Here is a 21,070-nt window from a genome sequence, read left to right on the forward strand (position 1 = left end):
ACACCGGGCGGGCTCAGAACCTTTCTACCGCATGCCGGAACGGTTATGCAGGAAAAGCCTGTTCGAGTCGGCGTTACCAGGCGACGGGGAGCGACATCAGGCCACGCGCACGGATGCTCCGCCGCCACCGCATTTCGTCCCGCGGCACGTCCAGCCGGAGCCCGGGAAGCCGCTGAATCACGGCGTCGAGGGCGGTCTGCGTCTCCATCCGGGCGAGCGGCGCGCCGAGGCAGTAATGGATGCCGTGCCCGAGCGCGAGATGGCCGAAATTCTCGCGGTGCGGGTCGAGCTTCGCCGGGTCGGGGAATCGTTCCGGGTCACGGTTGGCGGCCGCGAGCGAGAGCAGCACGCTCTCCCCGGCCGGAATCCGCACGCCGCCGATCTCGATGTCCTCCACAGGGAAGCGGCGGATGGCGAGCGGCGCCGGGCCGTCGAACCGCGCCAACTCCTCGACCGCGGCGGGGAGTCCGGTGGGGTCGGCGCGCAACTCGGCCAGCAGGTCGGGGTGGTCGAGCAGCGCCAGCACCGAATTGCCGATGAGGTGAACGGTGTTCTCGTAGCCCGCGAGGAGGATGAGGAAGGCCAGCGAGGTCAGTTCGTCCTCGCTGAGCCGGTCCCCCGCCACACCGCCGTTCCCGTCCGGCTCGTCACGCACCGCGATCAGGTCGGAGAGCAGGTCGTCGCCCGGCTCGGCGCGCTTCGTGGCGATCAGCCCGGTGTAGAAGCGCAGCATGGCGCCGACCGCTTCCTTCGCCGCCTCCGGGCGGGCCGGGTCGGGCGTGATCAGCGCGTCGGACCAGGCGCGGAAGTCGAGCCGGTCGCGCTCGGGGATGCCCAGCAGGTCACAGATGACGATGATCGGCAGCGGGCCCGCGAAGTCGGCAAGGAGGTCGGCGCGGCCCTTGTCCTCGATGGCGTCCAGCAGGCCGTGGGCGACCTTCGCCACGGGGGCGCGGAGCTTCTCGACACGCCCTGGCGTGAACGCCTTGGCCACCAGGCGGCGTACCCGCGTGTGGTCCGGCGGGTCCATGTTGAGCAGATTGGAGTCCAGGGCCGGCGGCAGGGAGAAGCCGCGGTAACCGGTGGAGCTGTTGCGCTTGTCGAGGGAGAGCCGGGGGTCGGCGAGCCCGCTGCGGACGTCGGCGTAGCGGGTGACGAGCCAGGCGGGCTGCCCGTCGGGGCCGGTGATCCGGTGGACCGGGCCCGCCTCGCGCAGCCGCTCGTACCCCGCGTAGGGGTCGTCGAGCAGCATCGTCGTGTCGATCGGGTCCGGACGGTCGGGCGAGGCGGTGTTCTGCATGAAACCCGACCTTATGGCGTGGCGGCGCCGCTTCCGTATCCGGGTCATGGCAAGGCGCAGGGCGGCCACGGGGCCAACGCCCCGTGCCGCCCTGCGCCGAAGGCGGTTCGGACCCCCGTACCGAGCCACCTGGTCTGTGATGCGCCGCCGCTAGGCCCCGCGCTCCTTCACGCTGCTGCGCTGCCGGAGCTCCGCGAGCACGGTCTCGGCCAGGGACGACCGGTACACGTCCGCGACCAGCGCCAAATGTTCGTACTCCGCGGCCGGCGCCATGTCGGTCGTGACGACGACGGATTCGGCGTACGGCTCCGGGAGCAGGCCCGCCCGCCGGTTGTCCAGACCGCGGCGCAGCGCCACGGCCTCGGCCACGGCGGCCAGTTGCTCCGGCCCCATGCCCAGCGCGCGGGCCCGCTCGCGGGCGACGTCGACGGCGTCGGACTCGACGTACCGGCGGATGCCGCGCTGTACGTCCCGGATCTCGGCCATCTGGCGGTTGGCCCGCCACTCCAGGTCGGCGAAGGGCCAGCGGCCGGGGCCGGAGCCCTCCATCGTGACCTCCGGGGCCTGCGCGGTGGCCTCGCGCCACAGGGGCGAGAGGCGGCGCAGCCGGCGCCAGGCGGACGCGCGGGGTCCGGCGGCGGGCAGCGCGAAGCCGGTGAGGACGAGGATCGCGGCGACCGAAGCGCTCAGCGGCGCCACGCCGTTGGAGAGCCAGAGCGCCGGATGCCCGGCCCAGGACAGTACGAAGCCGATGAGCTTGCAGGCGCAGTACAGGAGCCCCAGCCAGCAGCCGGCGGCCAGCACGCGCAGGCCGCGGGCCAGCCAGGACGGGCCGACCTTGGCGGCGTAGCGCGGGCAGAGCGTGCCGAGCCCGGCCAGGCTGGCGCCGAAGATCGCGAGGTACAGCATCAGGAAGACCATGACGCCGGGCGCGTCGGTGTACGCGGTGCTGAAGTCGCGCGGGTGCTCCACGGCGTCCGGGCGCCCGACGGCGAAGCCGGTGACGGCGACCGCCCAGGCCACCACGACGAGCGTGAGGACCGCGCGGGTACGGAAGCGGGCCCGGCGGCGGCCCGCCTCGTCCTCGCCGCCGGTCCAGCGCAGCAGCAGCACCAGCGCGCCGGCCGCGAAGACCACGACGGAGGAGTACAGGAAGACCATGGCGAGGTTGGCGACGCCGGTGAGCCGGTCGAACGCGCGGTACAGGCTCGGCGCCGAGAACAGGAAGACCGTGGCGACGCCCGCCGTCATCATGCTGGTCAGGCCCAGGTCGGCGTTGCGCCGGTCGCGCAGCCAGGCGCGGAACTTGTACCCCGCGAGGGCCCAGGCGACGGCCGCGAAGCAGAAGTAGACGACGTCAAACACGGGGCGGTCCCCCGTCGTCGGGGCCGCCGGTGTCCGGGGCGTCGGAACCGGCGCCCGGGGCGGTGCGCGGGGCGTCGGCAGCGCCGTCCAGCTCGCGGCGGATGTGCTTGAGCGCCGGGGCCAGCGCGGCCGCGATCTCGGCGGCGTCGCCGCTCAGCGGCGGGTCGTCCTTGGCGGTCGCGGGCACCACATGGGCCATCAGGAGCGTGCCCAGCACCTCGGTCTCGTGCTCGGTGGCGTTGTCGTAGCAGTGGTGGCGGGCGAAGCGCGCGGTCAGGCCCATCCGCCGGGCGGCCGTCGCGACGTCCATGTTCGGCGTCCAGACCTTCAGCGCGTCCTCGGTGACCGTGGGGTCCTGCTCGTGCCCGAGGAGGAGGTGGCTCAGCTCGTGCAGGACGATATGGGTCTGGTGCCAGGGCGAGGTCTGCCGCTCGTAGAAGACCCACCAGCCGTCGTCGGTGCCCGCCGTCATGCCGGACACCACGCCGCCCAGGCTCATCGGCGCAAGCCGGACCGGCCGGCCCACGCGCCGCGCCACGACCTCGCACAGGCCCGGCAGATCGGTCGCGGCGGGCAGCGCGAGCTCCTGTACGAGCTGCTTGCACCGCCGGCGTATGCGCCGTACCCGCATGGCCGTACCGTCCTCGATTCCCGTCCGCCGCCAGGTGGCGAAGAGCTGCTCGTCAGTGGCCGGCATGCGGCGCCTCACCGCTGGTCGCCGGCGGATCCGGCGGCAGGTCCATCTGCTGCCGGAACTGGGAGATGATCGTCGTGAGGCTGTCCTGCACCTCGGGCGGCAGGCCGACCGAACGCAGCGCGATGGTCCGCACCCGCTGGTCCCGCATCGCCGCGAGGAAGCGCAGCTCCTCCTCCACCCGGTCGGCCTGCGGCTGGGAGAGGTCCCCCACCAGATAGCCGACCGGCACCGCGAAGAACTTGGCGAGCGCGCGCAGCACTTCGTGACTCGGATTGCTGCGTCTGCCCTTGCGGAGCATGGAGAGGTACTGCTCGGAGAGCGTGACGTCGCCGTACTCGGCGCTCTCGCTGATCTCCTCGGCGACGTAGGCGTTGGTGTACGGCGCGCCGGGCGGGTGCATGTGCGCGAAGAGGTGGTTCAGCCGCTCGGCGAGCGGGCTGTGCTCACTCTTCGGCGCGCCGTCGCCCCCTCGTGCCATGATCGGTGCCCCATCCCCATTCGCGCTGGTCCAAGCCACAGCGAAGCAGCGCGCACACCCAACGGACAGTTGAGTCGCGCGCTCTCCGCTTCGCACATCCTTTCACGAGCGGAACGGGACGCACCAGTCCACCTACCCACGGTGACCCTTATCCGGCGTCTCGGGCATCAACTCGTGGTTGAGTCGCCCGTCAACTCTGGTTGAGTCGCCCTTTCGCAGCTCAGCCGGGCAGCGGGGCGGTGGTCCGGGCGGCGGGGGCGGCCTCGGCGGCCGTCTCGTCGTGGTTCGGGCGGCGCAGGAGCAGCAGCATGCAGCCCATGGTCAGCGCGACCTGGAAGACCGCGTAGACGATGACCGCGGTGATCGAGCCGGTCCAGCTGAGCAGCGACTGACCGATGATCGGGGTGGTGCCGCCCAGCAGCGTCCCGCACAGCTGGTAGCAGAGCGAGATGCCGGTGTACCGCAGATGCGCGGGGAAGCGGCTGGCGAGCATGCCGGCCAGCGCCGCGTAGTACAGGCAGTGCGGGATCGTGGCGACCGCGACACCGAACATCGCGAGGCCGTAGTTCTCCGTGCCGATGAGGACGAACATCACCGGCATCAGGACCAGTTCGGGAATGAGCATCACGCACACGGCGCGCGACCAGCTCTTCATCCTCGTCGCGAGGACCGCGCCGAAGGGCTGCACGATGATCTGGGTGATGTTGGCAACCAGGATGATGGTGAGGAAGGAGCTGCGGTCGAAGTCCAGGGCGCTGGTGGCCCAGGACAGCGCGAAGGTGGACTTGAAGTACGTCGCGGAGAGACCGATGGTGCAGGCGCCGATGCCCAGCACGATCAGCATCGGGTGGCTGCGCAGCACCTCGGTCAGCGGCAGCTTCGCGACCTCCTTCTTCTCGATCAGCTTGGCCATCGCGGGCGACTCGGCGACCTTCAGCCGTACGAAGAGGCCGACCATGACCAGCAGCGCGGAGGCGAGGAACGGCACCCGCCAGCCCCACGACACGAAGGCGTCGTCCGGCAGCTGGCTGATGGCGAGGAAGCTCAGCGTGCTGAGGGTGTTGCCGACCGGCGAGCCCTGCTGCGCGAACGCCCCGTACAGCACGGACTTGCCCTTCGGCGCGGACTCGGAGGCGATCAGGACGGAGCCGCCCCACTCGCCGCCCAGGCCGATGCCCTGGATCATCCGGATGGCCACGAGCAGGACCGGCGCCGCGACGCCGATGGAGGCGTAACCGGGCAGCAGGCCGATGGCGGTGGTGGACACGCCCATCATCAGCAGGGTGATGACGAGGGTCTTCTTGCGGCCGAGGCGGTCGCCGTAGTGCCCGAAGACGATGCCGCCGAGCGGGCGGGCGAGGAAGCCGACCCAGAAGGTGGCGAAGGCCACCAACGTGCCGAGCGCGCCACCGAGTTCGGGGAAGAAGACCTTGTCGAAGACGAGCGCTGAGGCGGTGCCGTAGATGTAGAAGTCGAACCACTCGATGGTGGAGCCGATGAAGGCGCCGATTCCGGCGCGGTTGGCGGCTCTGGTGCGGTCGCGTGCGGTGGGCGCGGTGGGCGCACTCATACGGACTCCCTGGGCGTCTTTGATCAAGGAAGGATCGAGGGAAGGGGAGACCAGGGGCGCCGCGTCGTCCTGGCGGCGCCCCTGGGTGGTACGGGTGGTGCGCGTTTGCGGTTGTTGGTGGTGAGCGTTTGCGGTTGTTGTGCGGAGCGACGTCCTACGGAAGGCGTCAGGCAGCGACCCGCTCGAAGACGGCCGCGAGGCCCTGCCCGCCGCCGATGCACATGGTCTCCAGGCCGTAGCGGGCCTCGCGGCGCTTCATCTCGCGGGCGAGGGTGGCCAGGATGCGGGCGCCGGTGGCGCCGACGGGGTGCCCCAGCGAGACGCCGGAACCGTTGACGTTGAGCCGCTCGTGGTCGGCCTCGCCGAGGCCCAGCTCCTTGGTGCAGGCCAGTACCTGCGCGGCGAACGCCTCGTTCAGCTCGATGAGGTCCAGCTCGGCGAGCTTGAGGCCGGCCTTGTCCAGCGCCGTGCGGGTGGCGCCGACCGGGCCGAGGCCCATGGTCTCCGGAGCGCAGCCGGTCCGCGCGAAGGAGACCAGCCGGACCATCGGGGTGAGGCCGAGCCGCTCGGCGGTGGCGGCGCTGGTCACCAGGCAGGCAGCGGCGGCGTCGTTCTGGCCGCTGGCGTTGCCCGCGGTGACGGTGGCCTCGGGGTCCTGCTTGCCCATGATCGGCTTCAGCTTGGCGAGCTGCTCGGCGGTGGTGTCCGGGCGCGGGTGCTCGTCGGCGGCCACGACGGTGTCGCCCTTGCGGCCGCGCACCGTGATCGGCACGATCTCCTCGTCGAAGAGGCCCGCCTCGATGGCGCGCCCGGCCCGCTGCTGCGAGCGGAGCGCCAGCGCGTCCTGCGCCTCGCGGCTGATCCCGTACTGGCGGCGCAGGTTCTCCGCGGTCTCGATCATGCCGCCGGGGATGGGGTGGTTCGCGCCGCCCGCGGTGACCCGGCCGCGGCTGAGCGAGTCGTGCAGCTGGAGGTTCGGGCCCTTGATGCCCCAGCGCCCCTCGTGGGTGTAGTACGGCGCCGCGCTCATCACGTCCACACCACCGGCGATGACCACCTCACTGAACCCGGCCTTGATCTGCATCGCCGCGTCCAGCACCGCCTGCAGGCCGGAGCCGCAGCGGCGGTCGACCTGGACACCGGTGACGGTCTCGGGCAGGCCGGCGTCCAGGGCGGCCACCCGGCCGATGGCCGGCGCGTCGGAGGTGGGCCAGGCGTGCCCGAGGATCACTTCGTCGACCTTCTCGGGCGCGACGCCGGTCCGCCGGACGATCTCGGAGATCAGCAGGGCGGCCAGAGCCGCGGGGCGCTGCCCGGCCAGCGCGCCGCCGAACTTGCCGATCGGGGTGCGCAGCGGTTCACAGATGACGATCTCGGTGGGGTCGGACATGCGACGGCCTTTCCTGGTGCCCTGGTGGACGCTTCCCGGTGACTTTTCCACCCGAGCACTGAGCCGGTCCAATATCCAATTCGGCGAGGATTCGGACGCCACGCTTATCAATGAGACGCCACCGCAGGTCAGACGCGTGCCGGAGCCTTGCCTTCCGGTGTCGGCAGGGCCTCCTCGGCCACCGCGAGGACGGTACGCAGAGCAGCCGAAGGATTGTCCGGACGCCAGGCCAGCGCGGCCTGCAGCCGGATCGGCGGGCCCGCGAGCGGCCGGTAGACCAGCCCTGTCTGCTGGATGTGCTGACAGGAGGTGACGGTGAGGGTGACGCCGACGCCCGCGCCGACCAGCGCCAGAATCGTGTACGAGTCGGGCGCCTCCTGCACCACCCGCGGGTTGAACCCGGCGGCCTCGCACGCCCGGACGGTGGCGTCCCGCACCGTGGACCCGGCGTTGGCGGGGAAGCTGACGAACGACTCCTCGGCCAGCGCGGCGATGGGGATGCGCCGACGGCGGGCCAGCGGGTGGTCCGAGGGCAGCGCGCAGATCAGCTCCTCCTCGTCGATCACCCGGGTCGCGACGCCGGGCTGGGTGACGGGCAGCCGGACGAAGCCCAGGTCGAGGGAGCCGTCGGCGACCCCGGCGAGCGCGACGTTGGCGTACGTCTGGCCCTTCATCACCAGCTCCAGCGCCGGGTGTGCGGCCCGCACGGCGCGAGTGAGCAGCGGCAGTGTCTCGTGCGTGGACGCGCCCGCGAAGCCGATGGTGACCCGGCCGTACTCGCCGCGCCCGGCGGCCTTGGCGGCGCGGGTGGCGGTGTCCAGGTCGGCGAGGACGGTGCGCACCGGATCGAGGAAGGACTGTCCCGCGCTGGTCAGCCGCACCGAGCGGGTGTTCCGCTCGAAGAGCTGGACACCCAGCTCCTTCTCCAGCTGCCGGATCTGCTGGCTCAGCGGCGGCTGCGCCATCTGCAGCCGCTTGGCGGCCCGCCCGAAGTGCAGCTCCTCGGCGACCGCAACGAAAGCGGTGAGATGCCGCAGCTCCATAACAACCACTCCTGTCAGCGACTATTACTCACCACTATTACTCACCGCGTCTCAGTCTGACCTTAATTCGGTATTGGACGGAGATCAATGGCCGGTGAAACGGTATGCGGGACCGGATCCACACCCCGCACGCCGAGGAGCACCGTGGACAAGACCATGACGATGCGGGAGGCCATCTCCTCCTTCGTCCATGACGGCGACACCGTCGCGCTCGAAGGCTTCACCCACCTCATCCCCACCGCCGCCGGGCACGAGATCATCCGGCAGGGCCGCCGCGATCTCACCGTGGTCCGGATGACCGCGGACATCGTCGTGGACCAGATGCTCGCCGCGGGCTGCGTCTCCCGCCTCGTCTCCTCCTTCGTCGGCAACTCCTCGGCGGGTTCGCTCGGTGAACTCCGCCGCCGTATCGAGAAGGCCGACCCGGAGCCCCTCGCCTTCGAGGAGTACAGCCACTACGGCATGATCTGCCGCTACCTCGCGGGCGCCCAGCGGCTGCCGTTCTACCCGCTGCGCTCGTACGGCGGCAGCGACCTGCCCTCGGTCAACGACGGCCTGCGCAAGGTCACTTCGCCCTACCCTGGCCCGGACGGCGAGCCGGAGCAGGTGTACGTCGTCCCGCCCGTCAACCCGGACGTGACGATCATCCACGCACAGCGCGCCGACCGCAGCGGCAACACCCAGATCTGGGGCCTGACGGGCGTTCAGGCCGAGGCGGTCTACGCGGCGGACAAGGCGGTCGTGGTCGTCGAGGAGGTCGTCGACGACGAGGTCGTCCGCTCCGACCCCAACCGTACGGTGATCCCCGCACACGCCGTGGACGCGGTCGTGGCCTGCCCCCGCGGCGCCCACCCCTCCTTCGCGCAGGGCTACTACGACCGCGACAACGCCTTCTACCGCGCCTGGTCCGGCATCAGCAAGGACCCCGCCACACTCCAGGAGTGGCTGAAGGAGTGGGTGTACGACACCGCGGACCACGCGGAGTACGTCAGCAAGCTCGGCGAGGAGTTCTGGAACTCCCTCGCGGTCGGCGAGGCACTCAGCCTGCCGGTGAACTACGGGAGGCGGCTGTGAGCACCGAGACCACTGCGACCACCGAAATGACCTCTTCGGAGCGGCTGTCCGTCGTCGCCTCGCGGGAACTGGCCGGGCGGCGGACCGTGTTCGCCGGGATCGGGCTGCCCACGCTCGCCGCGTCGCTCGCGCACCTCACGGTCGCGCCCCAGCTGGAGATCGTGTATGAGTCGGGCGTGTGCGGGGCGCATCCCTCGCACCTGCCCGAGACCATCGCGGACGCGGTGCTGATCACCGGTGCCGAGGCGGTCCTGTCGATGCCCGCGCTCTTCGGGTACGTCCTCCAGGGCGGCCACATCGACGTCGGGTTCCTCGGCGCCGCGCAGATCGACAAGTGGGGGAACCTCAACACCTCCGTCATCGGCGACTGGGACGCGCCCAGGGTGCGGCTGCCCGGGTCCGGCGGCGCGGTCGAGGTGATGGCCAACTCCCGCGAGGTGTTCGTGGTGATGCGCCGCCACGACCCGCGCTCCTTCACGGAGAAGCTGGACTTCTGTACGACTCCGGGGCCTGACCGGGCCCGCGAGGAGGGCCTGCGGCCGCTCGGCACGGGTGTCACCCGGGTCATCACCGAGCTGGGCATCCTGGCGCGCGAGGGGGTCGGCGAGGAGCTGAAGCTGGTCGCCGTGCACCCGGGCGTGACGGTCGACCAGGTACGCGAGAACACCGGCTGGGACCTCGCCGTCGCCGACACGGTCGAGACCGTGCAGCCGCCCAGCGCCGAGGAGCTGCGCCTGCTGCGCGAGGATGTCGCCCCGGACCGCGTGTACCTGCGCTGACCAGAAGGGACTACCGAGGTGCGTATCAGAATCGTGGGCGCCGGTGTCATGGGCCGCGGCATCGCCCAGTGGGCCGCCACCGCCGGTCACACCGTCGAGCTGGGCGACATCCGTACGGAGGCGGTCGGGGCGGCCGTGGACTTCGTCCGGGGGATGCTCGACCGGGCCGCCGCCAAGGGCCGGATGACCGAGCGGGAGGCGGCGGACGCGCTCGCCCGCATCGTGCCGCTGGACTCCCCCTGGGCGCCCGGAGACGAGGTCGAGCTGGTCATCGAGGCGGCGCGGGAGGACCTGGACACCAAGGCCGAGGTGTTCGGAAAGCTGGCCGAGGCGCTCCCCGCCACGACGGTCTTCGCGACCAACACCTCCTCCCTCTCCGTCACCGAGATCGCCGCCACGCTGGGTGACCCGTCGCGCCTGGCGGGCCTGCACTTCTTCAATCCGGTACCGCTGATGAAGATCGTGGAGGTGGTACCGGGCGCGGCGACCCGGCCGGAGATTCCGGAGCTGCTCACCGAGCTGGTGTCCGGCACCGGCCACCGCGCCGTGGTGGTCGCCGACACCCCCGGCTTCCTCGTCAACCACGCGGGGCGGGGCCTGGTCACCGAGGCGCTGGCGCTGCTGGAGGAGACCGTCGCCGACGCGCCGGGCCTCGACCGCATCGCGCGCGACGTACTCGGCCTGAAGATGGGCCCGTTCGAGCTGATGGACCTGACCGGGCTCGATGTGACCGCGGCGGTCATCGACACCATCTGGCGCGGCTTCCGCCACTCCGACCGGCTGCGGCCCTCCTTCCTGACCCCGAACCGGGTGGCCGCCGGGCTGCACGGCCGCAAGACGGGCCGCGGCTGGTACGCGTACGGCCCCGAGGACCCGGCGCCGGCCGCCGTGCCGGAGCCGCCGGTCACCGGCGACGGCAAGCGGCCCGTGCGGGTGGCGGGCACCGGCCCCGGTACCGAGGCGCTGCGCACGGCGCTCACCGCGTCCGGCGCGGTCCTCGACGACGCCGAACGCCCCGGTGACGACGCGCTCGTCCTCGTCGCCACCTGGGGCACGACCGTCGCCGAGGCGGTGGCGGGGCTGGAGCTGCCACCGGCCCGTACCCTCGGCGTGGACCCGTTGTCGCTGCCCACCCGGCGCCGGGTGCTGGCGGCCACCCCGGCCACGGACCCGGAGGTGGCGGCGGACGCCCGCGCGGTACTCGCGGCGCCGGGCGGCGAGGCGGCCGACGGCGCAGCGGCCGAGCCGTACGCCGTCAGCGTCGTACGGGACACCGCGGGCTCCGTCGCGCAGCGGCTGCTCGCCTCGATCGTCTCGGTCGCGGCGTCCATCGCCGAGCGCGGGCTCGCCACGCCCGCCGACATCGACGCCGCCGTCACCGCCGGCCTCGGCTACCCGCACGGCCCGCTCGCCTGGGGCGACACCATCGGCGCCCCCCGCCTGCTGGCCCTCCAGCAGGCGCTGCACCGCACCACCGGCGACCCCCGCTACCGCCCCACCCGCTGGCTCACCGAACGCGCCCAACTGGGCATGCACCTCACCGACCCGGGCAACAGCCCGTTCCCCCAGGCCGGCTGAGCCGGTCACAGGCCCCGCGCCTGCCCGCGGACCGGCCGCGGCGCACCGACGATCACGCCCTGACTGCCCGGTGCGCCGCGGCCGCAGTACGCGCCATTGTTGTCATGGGCACATCAGATCACCAAAGCCCCTGAGAGAACCCCTGACCAGCAAAAACAAGACCCGGCGGGGCTTCCACTTCCCTCCGTATGGCCGCTGTACTGGGGCCATGGACAACGACTGGTACGTGGACGACCGCTGCACCGACTGCGACGTCGCCAGGCAGCTCGCACCGGGCCTCATCGCGCAGGTCGGCGGGCGGTCGGAAGTGGTGGCCCAGCCCAGGAACGCCGCGGAGGCACGGGCGGTGCACGCCGCCGCCTTCGCCTGCCCGACCCGCTCCGTACGACCGCGCTCCGGGCGCCTGGATCCGGCGCTCGACCCGTTCCCGCTGGCCCTCGACGACACCGTCTCCCTCTGTGGGCACAACTCGCCGCACACCGCCGGCGCCAACTCCTACCTCGTCCGTCGACCGGCCGGGAGCCTGATGCTGGTGGACACCCCCCGCTGGAGCCGGACGCTCGCCGCGAAGTACGCGGCACTCGGCCCGGTCACCGACGTCCTGCTCACCCACCGGGACCACGCCGCGCACGGCCGCCGGTACGCCGATCACTTCGCGGCCCGGCTCTGGATCCACGAAGGCGATCTCGACGCCGCGCCCGACGCCGACCGGGTGCTGCGCGGCACGGAGAGCGTGGAGGTCGGCCCGGGCATGGTCGCCCATCCGCTCCCCGGCCACACCCGGGGCAGCGTGCTGTACGTCGCCGACGAGCGGTACTGCTTCAGCGGGGACAGCTTCTACTGGTCCCGCACGACGGGCGACATCGAGGTGGCGGAGAGCGTCACGTGGTACTCCATCGAGGAACTGGCCGCCTCGCTGGCGCGCGTCACGGGGAAACTGCGCTTCGAGTGGCTGCTGCCGGGCCACGGCGACCGCAAGCACCTTGCGGCGGACCGGATGGCGGAGCGTATGCGTGAACTCGCGGCACGCGCCCAGCTTCTGACGCCCCGTCCGATCGACTTCACCGCGATGCGCTGGTGACGCCCGCCGCGCCCGCGGCCCGCGCCATACGTGCCCCAGCCAACTTTCCTCGTACCGCACCGTTGCGCGATCACGGTGTGGTGACCAATCATGACCGGCGAGTGATCTCAGTGATCTTCAGGTCCCGCTGATCGGAGGGTGCCGGTGGCTGACGGGGACGACAGTGCGGCCGTGGAGTTGCGCGGCGTCACGATGACGTACCAGGGCGCGGAGGGCGATTACACGGCCGTACGGGAAGTGGACCTGGCCGTGGAGCCGGGGCGGTTCGTCTCGGTTGTCGGGCCCACCGGGTGCGGCAAGTCCACGGTGCTCAACGCCGTCGCCGGGCTGCGGGAGCCGTCCGCCGGGCAGGTGCTGATCGGCGGCGAGCCGCTCAACGGGCTGAACCGCAGGGCTGGTTACATGTTCCAGCAGGACGCCCTGCTGCCCTGGAAGACCGTCGTGCAGAACGTGGCGTTCGGCCTCGAACTGTCCGGCGTGGACAAGGCCGAGCGCCTGGCGCGGGCCCATGAGTGGGTCGTCCGGGTCGGCCTCGCCGGCTTCGAGAACGCCTACCCGCACCAGCTCTCCGGCGGTATGCGCAAGCGCACGGCCGTCGCCCAGACGTGGATCGGCGACCCGGACATCCTGCTGATGGACGAGCCGTTCGGGGCGCTGGACGTGCAGACCCGGCAGATCATGGAGAACGAACTGCTGACGCTGTGGACCGACAGCGGCAAGACCGTCCTCTTCGTCACCCACGACCTGGAGGAGGCGGTGTCGCTGTCGGACGAGGTCGTGCTGCTGTCCGCGGGCCCCGGCAGCGGCATCGTCGGCCGCTATCCCATCGATCTCCCCCGGCCGCGCGACCTGTTCGACATCAGGACCACACCGCGCTTCACCGAGCTGTACGGCGCGATCTGGGCGGACTTGAGGAACGAGGTGATGAGGACCTATGAGCGCGCTTCCCACGGGACCGCGGGCGCCGGAGCTGTCCAAGACGCCGGCTGACGCCACGCCTTCGCGATCCGCCGGGCCGCGGCGCCGCCGGACCGGCCGCACCCGCCGGGTGCGGCCCGCCGTGCTCGCCGCGCAGCTCGGCCTCGCGGTGCTGCTCGTCGCCGGCTGGGAGGCGGGCAGCCGTACGGGCGTCGTCGACCCGTTCTTCTTCAGCTCCCCCGCCGCCGTCGCCGACCGCATCGGAGCGTGGCTGGGCAGTGGCGAGATCGCCGGGCATCTGCTGACCACCCTGCTGGAGGCGGCGCTCGCGCTGGTCATCGGCGGGGTGCTGGGCCTGGGCATCGGCTTCCTGCTGGCCCGCGCCCGGACGCTGGCCGCCGTACTCGATCCGTACATCAAGGTCCTCAACGCGCTGCCGCGGGTCGTGCTGGCCCCGATCTTCCTGCTGTGGTTCGGGCTCGGCATCTGGTCGAAGGTCGCCTTCGGCGTGACGCTGGTGTTCTTCATCGTCTTCTTCAACACCTACCAGGGCGTACGGGAAGTGGACCGGGTGCTGGTCGACAACGCCCGGATGCTGGGCGCGAAGGAGAGCCAGCTGATCCGGCACGTGCTGCTGCCCAGCGCGATGTCGTGGATCTTCTCCAGCCTGCACACCAGCGTCGGCTTCGCGATCGTCGGCGCGGTGGTCGGCGAGTACCTCGGGGCCTCCGAAGGCATGGGCTATCTGATCGCGCAGGCGGAGGGGACGTTCGACACGACGGGCGTGTTCGCCGGGATGGTCGTGCTCTCCGTCGTGGTCGTGGCCATCGACCTGTTCGTCAACCGCGTCGAACGCCGGTTGCTGCGCTGGCAGCCCGCCCGCGAGCGCACCCACGCCTGATCCGTCCCCGTCCTTCAGGCCCGTCCGTCAGGAGAGTTCATGGCGCACCATTCCGTCCGTCGCCCGCTGCGCACGGCCGTGGCCGCGGCGGCCTGCCTCGCCACGCTCGCCGCCGCCTCCGGCTGTTCGTCCGCCGGCGGGAGCGACGCCGTACGCATCGGGGTCGGCGGCCAGCCGCTGCTGGTCTACCTGCCCACCACGCTCGCCCAGCAGCTGGGTTACTACAAGAAGGAGGGCGTGCAGGTCAGACTGGCGGACCTGCAGGGCGGGTCCAAGGCGCTGCAGGCGATGCAGGGCGGCAGCGTCGATGTCGTGAGCGGCTACTACGACCACACGATCCAGATGCAGGCCAAGCACAAGGACGTGGTGTCGTTCGTCAACATGCTGCGGTACCCGTCGCTGGTGCTGGCGGTCTCGCCCAAGGCGAGCAAGAAGATCGACTCGGTCGAGGACCTCAAGGGCGCCAAGGTGGGTGTGACGGCGCCCGGTTCCTCCACGGACTTCTTCCTCAAGAAGCTGCTGGCCGACCACGGCATGAAGGCCGACGCGGCGAGCGTCCAGGGCATCGGGGGCGACTCGACCGCGGTCGCGGCCATGGAGCAGGGCCGGGTGGACGCGGCCGTCATGCTCGATCCGGCCGTCTCCCAGCTCCAGAAGCGGGCCGGGGCGAAGCGGGTGAAGATCCTCACCGACACCCGTAACGAGCGGGGCGTCAAGGAGGACTTCGGTGTGTCCACCTACCCCGCCGCCGTCCTGTACTCGGACCGCGAGTGGCTGGACGACCATCCCGACCAGGCGCGCAAGCTCGCGAAGGCGATCGTCCGGGCACTGAAGTACATCGACACCCACTCCGCCAAGGAGATCGCGGCCAAGATGCCGCGCAAGTACGCCGGTGACGACCCGGCGGTCTACGAGCAGGCCATCGACCAGGCCAAGGACGCCTACGCCAAGGACGGGCTGATCCGGCCCGACGGCGCGGCGGCGGTGCACAAGGTGCTGGCCGCCTTCACGCCGGAGATCGCGAAGGCGGAGGTGGACGTGAAGAAGACGTACACCAATGAGTATCTGAAGTAGGAGCGCGGACGCGTACTTGAAGTAGGGCGGCGCGGGTGCCGTTCCCGTGCGGGAACGGCACCCCGTGGGCCGGTCAGTCCTTCGCCGCCGCCCCGTCCTGCAACTCCCGCACCTTCGCGAGGAAGTCGCCGATGAACGGGTCGGCGATCTTGACGGGGCCGTGCGGGCGGGTCTCCTCCGGGTCGGAGGTGATCTTCCCGGCGGACGTGGCGTCGGCGTCCATGGCGGCGCGTTCCTTCGCCGCGCGCGCCGAGTCCCCGTCCTGCACCGCCGTCAGCGTGGCGAGGCCGTGCCGCATCGCCGAGCCCCACAGCTCCGTGGCGTCCAGCCAGCGGTCGGCGTCGTGCAGGAAGAGCTTGTCGGGCACCCCGGCGCGGAGCACACCCGGCGTGCGCGCGATGTCCTCGACCGTCGGGCTCAGCTTCCGCACCGCGGCCCGCGGGTCGGTGTCGTACGCCTTCCAGAACTCCGCCAGCCGGGCGCTGAGCACCGGGGCCTGCGGCTGCCACGGCGTGTCACCGAAGGTGGGTGCCATGTGGTTGAGGTCCACGAAGGTCTGCACGGCGTCGGCCACCCGCGGGTCGCCGCCCGCGAGGTGCAGCGCGGACTGCCGGGCCGAGCGGGTCACGTCGTAACCGCGGTCGTTCCAGGCGAAGTCGGCGATGGTGAAGACGGCGAGCTTGCTGGCCGCTTCCTGGTTCATCGGGTTGGAGACGACGCCGCTCAGGTGGTCGGAGAGGCCCGCCTCGCGCTTGTCGTACGGGGCGAGCAGCAGCCGGCCCGCGGTCTGGCCGTAGTCGTTGACGGGGTAGTTGTCCCAGACGAAGACCTTGCGGCCGAACAGCTCGGCGGCCTTCGACGCCTGGGCGTTGGTGATCTCCGACGGCACGACCTCGGTGCCGGTCCACATCACCTCGACGTCCTTGTCCAGCGCCGCGCGCAGCTTCTGCTTGTACGCGGTGTCGGTGAGGTCGCCGTACTCGGTGGGCACCATCTGGAGCGGGTTGGTGCCCTCGTGGGTGGCGATGAAGTCGCGCTGGACGGTGTTGAGCAGGCCCACCTGTGCCTCGGCGGCGGGGCCGCGGCCCGGCGCGCCGAATTTCTGCTCGTCGCCCGCGCAGTTCCACTTGGTGTAGCTGATGTCGTCCAGCGGTACGGAGAAGGCGCGCACGCCCAGGTCGTACATCGACTGCAGCTTGGCGGTGAGCGCCTTGACGTCGGCCGGGTCGGAGTAGCAGATCGAGTTGCCGGGCGAGACGGCGAAGGTGAAGCGGACGTGGTTCGCGGTCGCGCGCTTTACGAGGGCGCCGAGCTCGGCGAGCTTGTCGGCGGGGTAGGGGTCGCGCCACTTCTCGCGGTGGTAGGGGTCGTCCTTCGGTGCGTAGACGTAGGTGTTGGACTTCACCTCGCCGAGGAAGTCCAGCTGGTCCAGGCGCTCTTCGTTCGTCCACGGGGAGCCGTAGAAGCCCTCGATGGAGCCGCGCAGCGGCATGGACGGGAAGTCGGAGACGGCGGCCCCGGCGATCCGGTCCTTGGCGATCAGGCCGCGCAGGGTCTGGACGGCGTAGTACTGGCCCGCGGCGTCGGTGCCGCCGAGTGCGACGGTGGCGCGCTCCTGCCGGCCGGCCGCGACCCGCAGTGCGTAGCCCTCGGCATGCGTCGGTACGTCGGTGCCGCGCAGGGCCGCCGCCACGTCCGGGCGGGTGGCCGGGCCGAGCAGCACGGTGAGCGGTGCGTGGCCCGTGGCGCGGGTGGTGACATCGATGTCACGGACGCCGTGCGCGCGCAGCGTCCCGGTGAGCAGCCGCTGGGCCGCCGCGTCGGTGTCCTGGCCGGTGACGATCTCGGCGCGGCCGCCGAGCGGGACGTCGGCCGAGACCCGGGACATGTGCTGAGGCGTCGGCGAGACCACGGGCAGCGGCTGTGCGGGCGCGGGCTCCGGGGCCGCGCCCGCCGAGGGCGCCGTGCCGAGCGTGGCGGCGGCGAGCAGGACGGCGAGCGCGCCGGTGCGGGATCTGGAGAGGACGGTCACGTGGCCTCCGGGGTACGGACGGACAGCGGGAACGCGGACGGCCCAGGGGGAAGCGGAACGGGGGCCTGAACCGTCCGCAAGCCTCCGACATGCGTGAACGTACGTCAATGCCGTCGAGTCGGGCAGAACTTGGACTTTTGTCCGCGGGTTACGCCAACGGACCGTCCCCGGATGCGGTAGCGCGGGAGGGCGTGCACGCTCCTGTCTGACGTCATATCTGACGTCACCCCACCTATGACAGGAGCCTGCCCATGCGCGCACGCCGACTGGCTGTCACGCTCGCCCTCACCACGCTCAGCCTCACCACGCTCACCTCGATGGCCGCAGCCCCCGGCCCGGCCGCCGCCCACGAACGGCTGGATTCCGGCCACCCGGACCACGTCAAGCACGACCTGGCGAAGGCCCGCAAGGCCACCGCCCGGTTCACCGACGAGCGGCATGCCATCAAGGCGGGCTACATGCGCACCGACGACTGTGTCAGCTCCACGGAGGGCGGCATGGGGTACCACTACGTCAAGGAGGCGTACATCGGCTCCACCGACCCGGCGAAGCCCGCGGTGCTCGTCTACGTCCCGGGCCATGACGGCAAGCGTCGGCTGGGCGCCCTGGAGTACGTCGTCCTCGACCGCGACAAGAACGTGAACACCGACGACGACCGGCCGCGGATGTTCGGCCGCGGGTTCGACGGCCCGATGCCCGGCCACACGCCGCAGATGCCGGTCCACTACGACCTGCACGTCTGGCTGTACAAGCACAACCCCGACGGGCTGCTGGCGATGTTCAACAAGAACGTGCACTGCCCCGCGTCCTGACCACGCGCCCGCGGCGCGGCGGCGCCGCACGCCCGGCGGGCACCGAGGACGGGACGTCCGTCACCGGGAACGGGACGTTCGTCACCAAGATCTTCGCTGGCGAGACGCCGCCCGACTCCTGATTCTAGGATCGGGACCGTGTCCCCACGGCGAACGTCCCGCAGCCCCGCAGGAGAGCACCGCATGACCGACCCGCACCGGCTGGCCTGGCTCGATGTCACCTCCGGTGTCGCCGGGGACATGCTGCTCGGCGCGCTGGTCGACGCCGGTGCCGCGCCGGAGGCCGTGCAGCAGGCGATCGACGAGGTGGTACCGGGCGCGATGCGGCTGACGCAGGCCGCCGTCACCCGCGCCGGGCTGCGGGCCACGAAGATCGGCGTCGAGCCGCTGGCCGAGGACCACCCGCACCGCACCTGGCACTCCATCAGGGAACGGATCGAGGAGGCCGGGCTGCCCGCACCGGTCACCGCCCGGGCCCTGGCGGTCTTCGGCCGGCTCGCGGCTGCGGAGGCGCGGGTGCACGGCGTGCCGGTCGAGGAGGTGCACTTCCACGAGGTCGGCGCGTGGGACTCGATAGCGGACGTGGTCGGGGTCTGCGCCGCGCTGCACGACCTCGGGATCGCGCGGCTCACCGCGAGCGCGGCCGCGCTGGGCTCCGGGCGGGTGCGTACGGCGCACGGCGACCTCCCGGTGCCGGTGCCCGCCGTGCTCGAACTGGCCGCGGGCTGGGAGGTGGTGGGCGGCGGCACCGGCGAACTGGCCACGCCGACCGGCATGGCGCTGGTGACCGCGCTGGCCGCGGAGTGCGGTGACCTGCCGCGGCTGCGGGCCGAGGCGACCGGGGTGGGCGCCGGTACGAAGGACACGCCGGGGCGGCCGAACGTCGTACGAGTGGTGATCGGCACCCCGGCGGACGCCGCGTCCGGGACGGACGAGGAGACCTCCGCCGTCGTCCTGGAGGCCAACGTCGACGACCTGGACCCGCGGCTGTGGCCCGGCGTGCTCGCCTCGCTCCTGGCGGCCGGCGCCTCGGACGCCTGGCTGGTCCCCATCCTGATGAAGAAGGGCCGCCCGGCCCACACCCTCCGCGTACTGGCCCCGCGGCAGCGCGCCGACGCGCTGCGCGACCTGGTCTTCCGGGAGACCAGCACGATCGGGGTGCGCGAGGCGGCCGTACGGAAGACCGCGCTGGAGCGGACGTGGGTACGCGTTCCCGTCGCGGACGGCGACGAGGTGCCGGTCAAGATCGCGCACCGCGGTGGCGTGATCATACGGGCCACCCCCGAGTTCGAGGACGTGGCGGCCCTCGCCGCGGCCCGGGGGCACTCGGTCGTCACGGCACTGGACGCGGCGGCCGCGGCGGCGGCGGCGAACGGGCTGGTTCCGGGCGCGGAGCTGCCGTCCGACCGGTCGTAGCCGTAGCCATAGCCGTGTTCAGCAGGGCGCCGCGATCTGGGCCGCCATGTGTCCCGCGCCGTAGCCGTTGTCGATGTTGACGACCGCGACGCCCGGGGCGCAGGCGTTGAGCATGGTCAGCAGGGGGGCGAGGCCGCCGAAGGCGGCGCCGTAGCCGACGGAGGTCGGGACGGCGACGACCGGGGCGGCGATCAGGCCGGCCACGACGCTGGGCAGCGCGCCGTCCATGCCCGCGACGACCACGACGGCGCGCGCGGCGCGCAGCCGGTCGAGTTTGCCGAGGACGCGGTGCAGCCCGGCCACGCCCACGTCCGCCACGAAGTCGGTCTCCCGGCCGAGATAGGCGGCGGTGAGCAGGGCTTCCCGCGCCACGGGGAGGTCGGAGGTGCCCGCGCAGACCACGGTCACCCGGCCGCCGGACGGGGGCGGCGGGTCGGGCGGCCAGGCGAGCAGCCGGGCCTCCACGTCGTGGCGCGCGTCGGGGAGTTCGGCCAGTACGGCCTTGGCGTGGCCGTCGTCCGTGCGAGTGAAGAGAGTGACCGGGTCGGCGCCCCGCTCCCCTACGGCGGCGGCGATGGCGGCGACCTGGGCCGGCGTCTTCCCCTCGCAGTAGACGGCCTCGGGGTAGCCCCGCCGGGCGGCCCGGTCATGGTCCAGCTCCGCGAGGCCCGCGAGGTCCGGCGTGCGCTCAGCCACGGCGGCCGCCTTCCGCCGCGCTGACCAGCGGCAGCGTGAAGGCGCCCGACTGGATGCCCGCCAGGTCGACCGCGACCATGCGGAAGCCGGCCGCGCGCACCGCGTCCAGTACCGCCTCGCGCAGCTCCCCGGAGGCGGCCCGCGCGATGTCCTCGACCGGCAGCTCGACGCGCGCCACGTCTCCGTGGTGCCGCACCCGGCAGTCGCCGAACCCCAGCCCCCGCAGCGCCTTCTCGGCCCGTTCGATCTGGCCGAGCTTGGCGGGCGATACCTCTTCGAAGTGCGGGATGCGGGAGGCCAGACAGGGCGCGGCGGGCTTGTCTGCGCTGGGCAGTCCGAGGGCGCGGGCGAGGCGGCGGACGGCTGCCTTGTCGAGCCCCGCGTCGGCGAGCGGCCGCAGTACGCGGTGCTCGGTGGCGGCGCGGCTGCCGGGCCGGTCCGGGCGGCGGGCGTCGTCCGCGTTCTCCCCGTACGCGACGGCCGCGAGCCCGTGTTCGACGGCGACCTCGTCGGAGATCCTGGTGAACAGCTCGTCCTTGCAGTGGAAGCAGCGGTCCGGGCCGTTGGCGCGGTAGGCCGCCGACTCCCCTTCGTACGTGGTGACTTCGACGACCCGGGCGCCGATGGCGGCGGCCACCCGGTGGGCCCCGGCGCGTTCGTCGGCGGCGAGGCTGGGCGAGACGCCGAGTACCGCGACGACCTGGTCGGCGCCGAGCGCCCGTACGGCCAGCGCCAGCAGCAGCGAGGAGTCCACGCCGCCGGAGAAGGCGACGCCCAGCGGTGCGGCGCCGCGCAGCAGTACGGCCACCTCGTCGGCAGCGGCGGCGTCCCGGCTGGTCAGCACGGGCAGGTGCGGGGGTGTCATG

19 protein-coding genes are annotated in these 21,070 nt (G+C 72.2%); 9 read left to right on the plus strand and 10 right to left on the minus strand.

The genetic code is table 11. The features are described from left to right. Positions 1 to 73: 73 nt before the first annotated feature. The 7 genes from ACIGXO_RS03865 to ACIGXO_RS03895 form a co-directional block, all read right to left on the minus strand. Positions 74 to 1,300, minus strand: a complete 1,227-nt coding sequence (locus tag ACIGXO_RS03865; RefSeq protein WP_399779672.1) for a cytochrome P450 — start codon at positions 1,298 to 1,300, stop codon at positions 74 to 76. Positions 1,301 to 1,450: 150 nt separating this feature from the next. Beyond that, entirely contained in the window at positions 1,451 to 2,665 is a 1,215-nt protein-coding gene (locus tag ACIGXO_RS03870) for an MAB_1171c family putative transporter (RefSeq protein ID WP_399779674.1), read from the minus strand. Continuing rightward, entirely contained in the window at positions 2,658 to 3,362 is a 705-nt protein-coding gene (locus ACIGXO_RS03875) for a hypothetical protein (RefSeq protein ID WP_399779676.1), read from the minus strand. Before ACIGXO_RS03875 ends, ACIGXO_RS03870 begins: the two co-directional genes overlap by 8 nt. Continuing rightward, on the minus strand, positions 3,349 to 3,840 hold the full coding sequence (locus tag ACIGXO_RS03880) for a helix-turn-helix domain-containing protein (RefSeq protein ID WP_399779678.1): 492 nt from the start codon (positions 3,838 to 3,840) through the stop codon (positions 3,349 to 3,351). Before ACIGXO_RS03880 ends, ACIGXO_RS03875 begins: the two co-directional genes overlap by 14 nt. A 220-nt stretch (positions 3,841 to 4,060) precedes the next feature. Continuing rightward, complete coding sequence (locus tag ACIGXO_RS03885; protein WP_399779680.1) at positions 4,061 to 5,410, minus strand: MFS transporter; 1,350 nt, start codon at positions 5,408 to 5,410, stop codon at positions 4,061 to 4,063. Between the two features lie 166 nt (positions 5,411 to 5,576). Next, complete coding sequence (locus tag ACIGXO_RS03890; protein WP_399779681.1) at positions 5,577 to 6,800, minus strand: acetyl-CoA C-acetyltransferase; 1,224 nt, start codon at positions 6,798 to 6,800, stop codon at positions 5,577 to 5,579. A gap of 128 nt (positions 6,801 to 6,928) precedes the next feature. Next, positions 6,929 to 7,843 carry a LysR family transcriptional regulator gene (locus ACIGXO_RS03895; RefSeq protein WP_399779683.1) on the minus strand — a complete coding sequence of 305 codons (915 nt, stop codon included), beginning with the start codon at positions 7,841 to 7,843 and terminating at the stop codon, positions 6,929 to 6,931. A gap of 156 nt (positions 7,844 to 7,999) precedes the next feature. Here ACIGXO_RS03895 and ACIGXO_RS03900 point away from each other — a divergent pair, with 156 nt between their 5' ends. From ACIGXO_RS03900 to ACIGXO_RS03930, 7 genes are all read left to right on the plus strand, one after another. Continuing rightward, complete coding sequence (locus tag ACIGXO_RS03900; RefSeq protein WP_399779997.1) at positions 8,000 to 8,917, plus strand: CoA transferase subunit A; 918 nt, start codon at positions 8,000 to 8,002, stop codon at positions 8,915 to 8,917. Positions 8,918 to 8,943: 26 nt separating this feature from the next. Beyond that, positions 8,944 to 9,696 (plus strand): CoA-transferase subunit beta, encoded by a 753-nt coding sequence (locus tag ACIGXO_RS03905; protein WP_399779999.1) that lies wholly within the window; start codon positions 8,944 to 8,946, stop codon positions 9,694 to 9,696. A gap of 18 nt (positions 9,697 to 9,714) precedes the next feature. Further along, on the plus strand, positions 9,715 to 11,274 hold the full coding sequence (locus tag ACIGXO_RS03910) for a 3-hydroxyacyl-CoA dehydrogenase (RefSeq protein ID WP_399779685.1): 1,560 nt from the start codon (positions 9,715 to 9,717) through the stop codon (positions 11,272 to 11,274). Positions 11,275 to 11,482: 208 nt separating this feature from the next. Beyond that, positions 11,483 to 12,355, plus strand: a complete 873-nt coding sequence (locus ACIGXO_RS03915; protein ID WP_399779686.1) for a 4Fe-4S domain-containing protein — start codon at positions 11,483 to 11,485, stop codon at positions 12,353 to 12,355. A 192-nt stretch (positions 12,356 to 12,547) separates the two neighbouring features. After that, a complete protein-coding gene (locus ACIGXO_RS03920; RefSeq protein ID WP_399780002.1) occupies positions 12,548 to 13,345 on the plus strand; it encodes an ABC transporter ATP-binding protein in 798 nt (265 codons plus the stop codon). Next, positions 13,290 to 14,174 carry an ABC transporter permease gene (locus ACIGXO_RS03925; RefSeq protein WP_399779688.1) on the plus strand — a complete coding sequence of 295 codons (885 nt, stop codon included), beginning with the start codon at positions 13,290 to 13,292 and terminating at the stop codon, positions 14,172 to 14,174. Before ACIGXO_RS03920 ends, ACIGXO_RS03925 begins: the two co-directional genes overlap by 56 nt. A 39-nt stretch (positions 14,175 to 14,213) precedes the next feature. Then, positions 14,214 to 15,248, plus strand: a complete 1,035-nt coding sequence (locus ACIGXO_RS03930; protein ID WP_399779690.1) for an ABC transporter substrate-binding protein — start codon at positions 14,214 to 14,216, stop codon at positions 15,246 to 15,248. A gap of 73 nt (positions 15,249 to 15,321) precedes the next feature. Here the strand turns inward: ACIGXO_RS03930 and ACIGXO_RS03935 are convergent, their stop codons facing one another. After that, positions 15,322 to 17,280, minus strand: coding sequence for a beta-N-acetylglucosaminidase domain-containing protein (locus tag ACIGXO_RS03935; RefSeq protein WP_399779692.1), 1,959 nt, complete (start codon positions 17,278 to 17,280; stop codon positions 15,322 to 15,324). Between the two features lie 251 nt (positions 17,281 to 17,531). Here ACIGXO_RS03935 and ACIGXO_RS03940 point away from each other — a divergent pair, with 251 nt between their 5' ends. Further along, on the plus strand, positions 17,532 to 18,092 hold the full coding sequence (locus tag ACIGXO_RS03940; RefSeq protein ID WP_399779693.1) for a hypothetical protein: 561 nt from the start codon (positions 17,532 to 17,534) through the stop codon (positions 18,090 to 18,092). Between the two features lie 183 nt (positions 18,093 to 18,275). Continuing rightward, positions 18,276 to 19,508 (plus strand): nickel pincer cofactor biosynthesis protein LarC, encoded by a 1,233-nt coding sequence (gene larC, locus ACIGXO_RS03945; protein ID WP_399779695.1) that lies wholly within the window; start codon positions 18,276 to 18,278, stop codon positions 19,506 to 19,508. A gap of 18 nt (positions 19,509 to 19,526) precedes the next feature. Here larC and larB read toward each other — a convergent pair whose 3' ends face one another. Continuing rightward, positions 19,527 to 20,204, minus strand: coding sequence for a nickel pincer cofactor biosynthesis protein LarB (larB, locus tag ACIGXO_RS03950; protein ID WP_399779697.1), 678 nt, complete (start codon positions 20,202 to 20,204; stop codon positions 19,527 to 19,529). Further along, complete coding sequence (gene larE, locus ACIGXO_RS03955) at positions 20,197 to 21,069, minus strand: ATP-dependent sacrificial sulfur transferase LarE (RefSeq protein ID WP_399779699.1); 873 nt, start codon at positions 21,067 to 21,069, stop codon at positions 20,197 to 20,199. The genes larB and larE overlap by 8 nt, the downstream gene beginning before the upstream one ends. Between the last annotated feature and the right edge of the window lies 1 nt (position 21,070).

Source organism: Streptomyces sp. NPDC053542 (assembly GCF_044544685.1).
GTDB lineage: Bacteria > Actinomycetota > Actinomycetes > Streptomycetales > Streptomycetaceae > Streptomyces.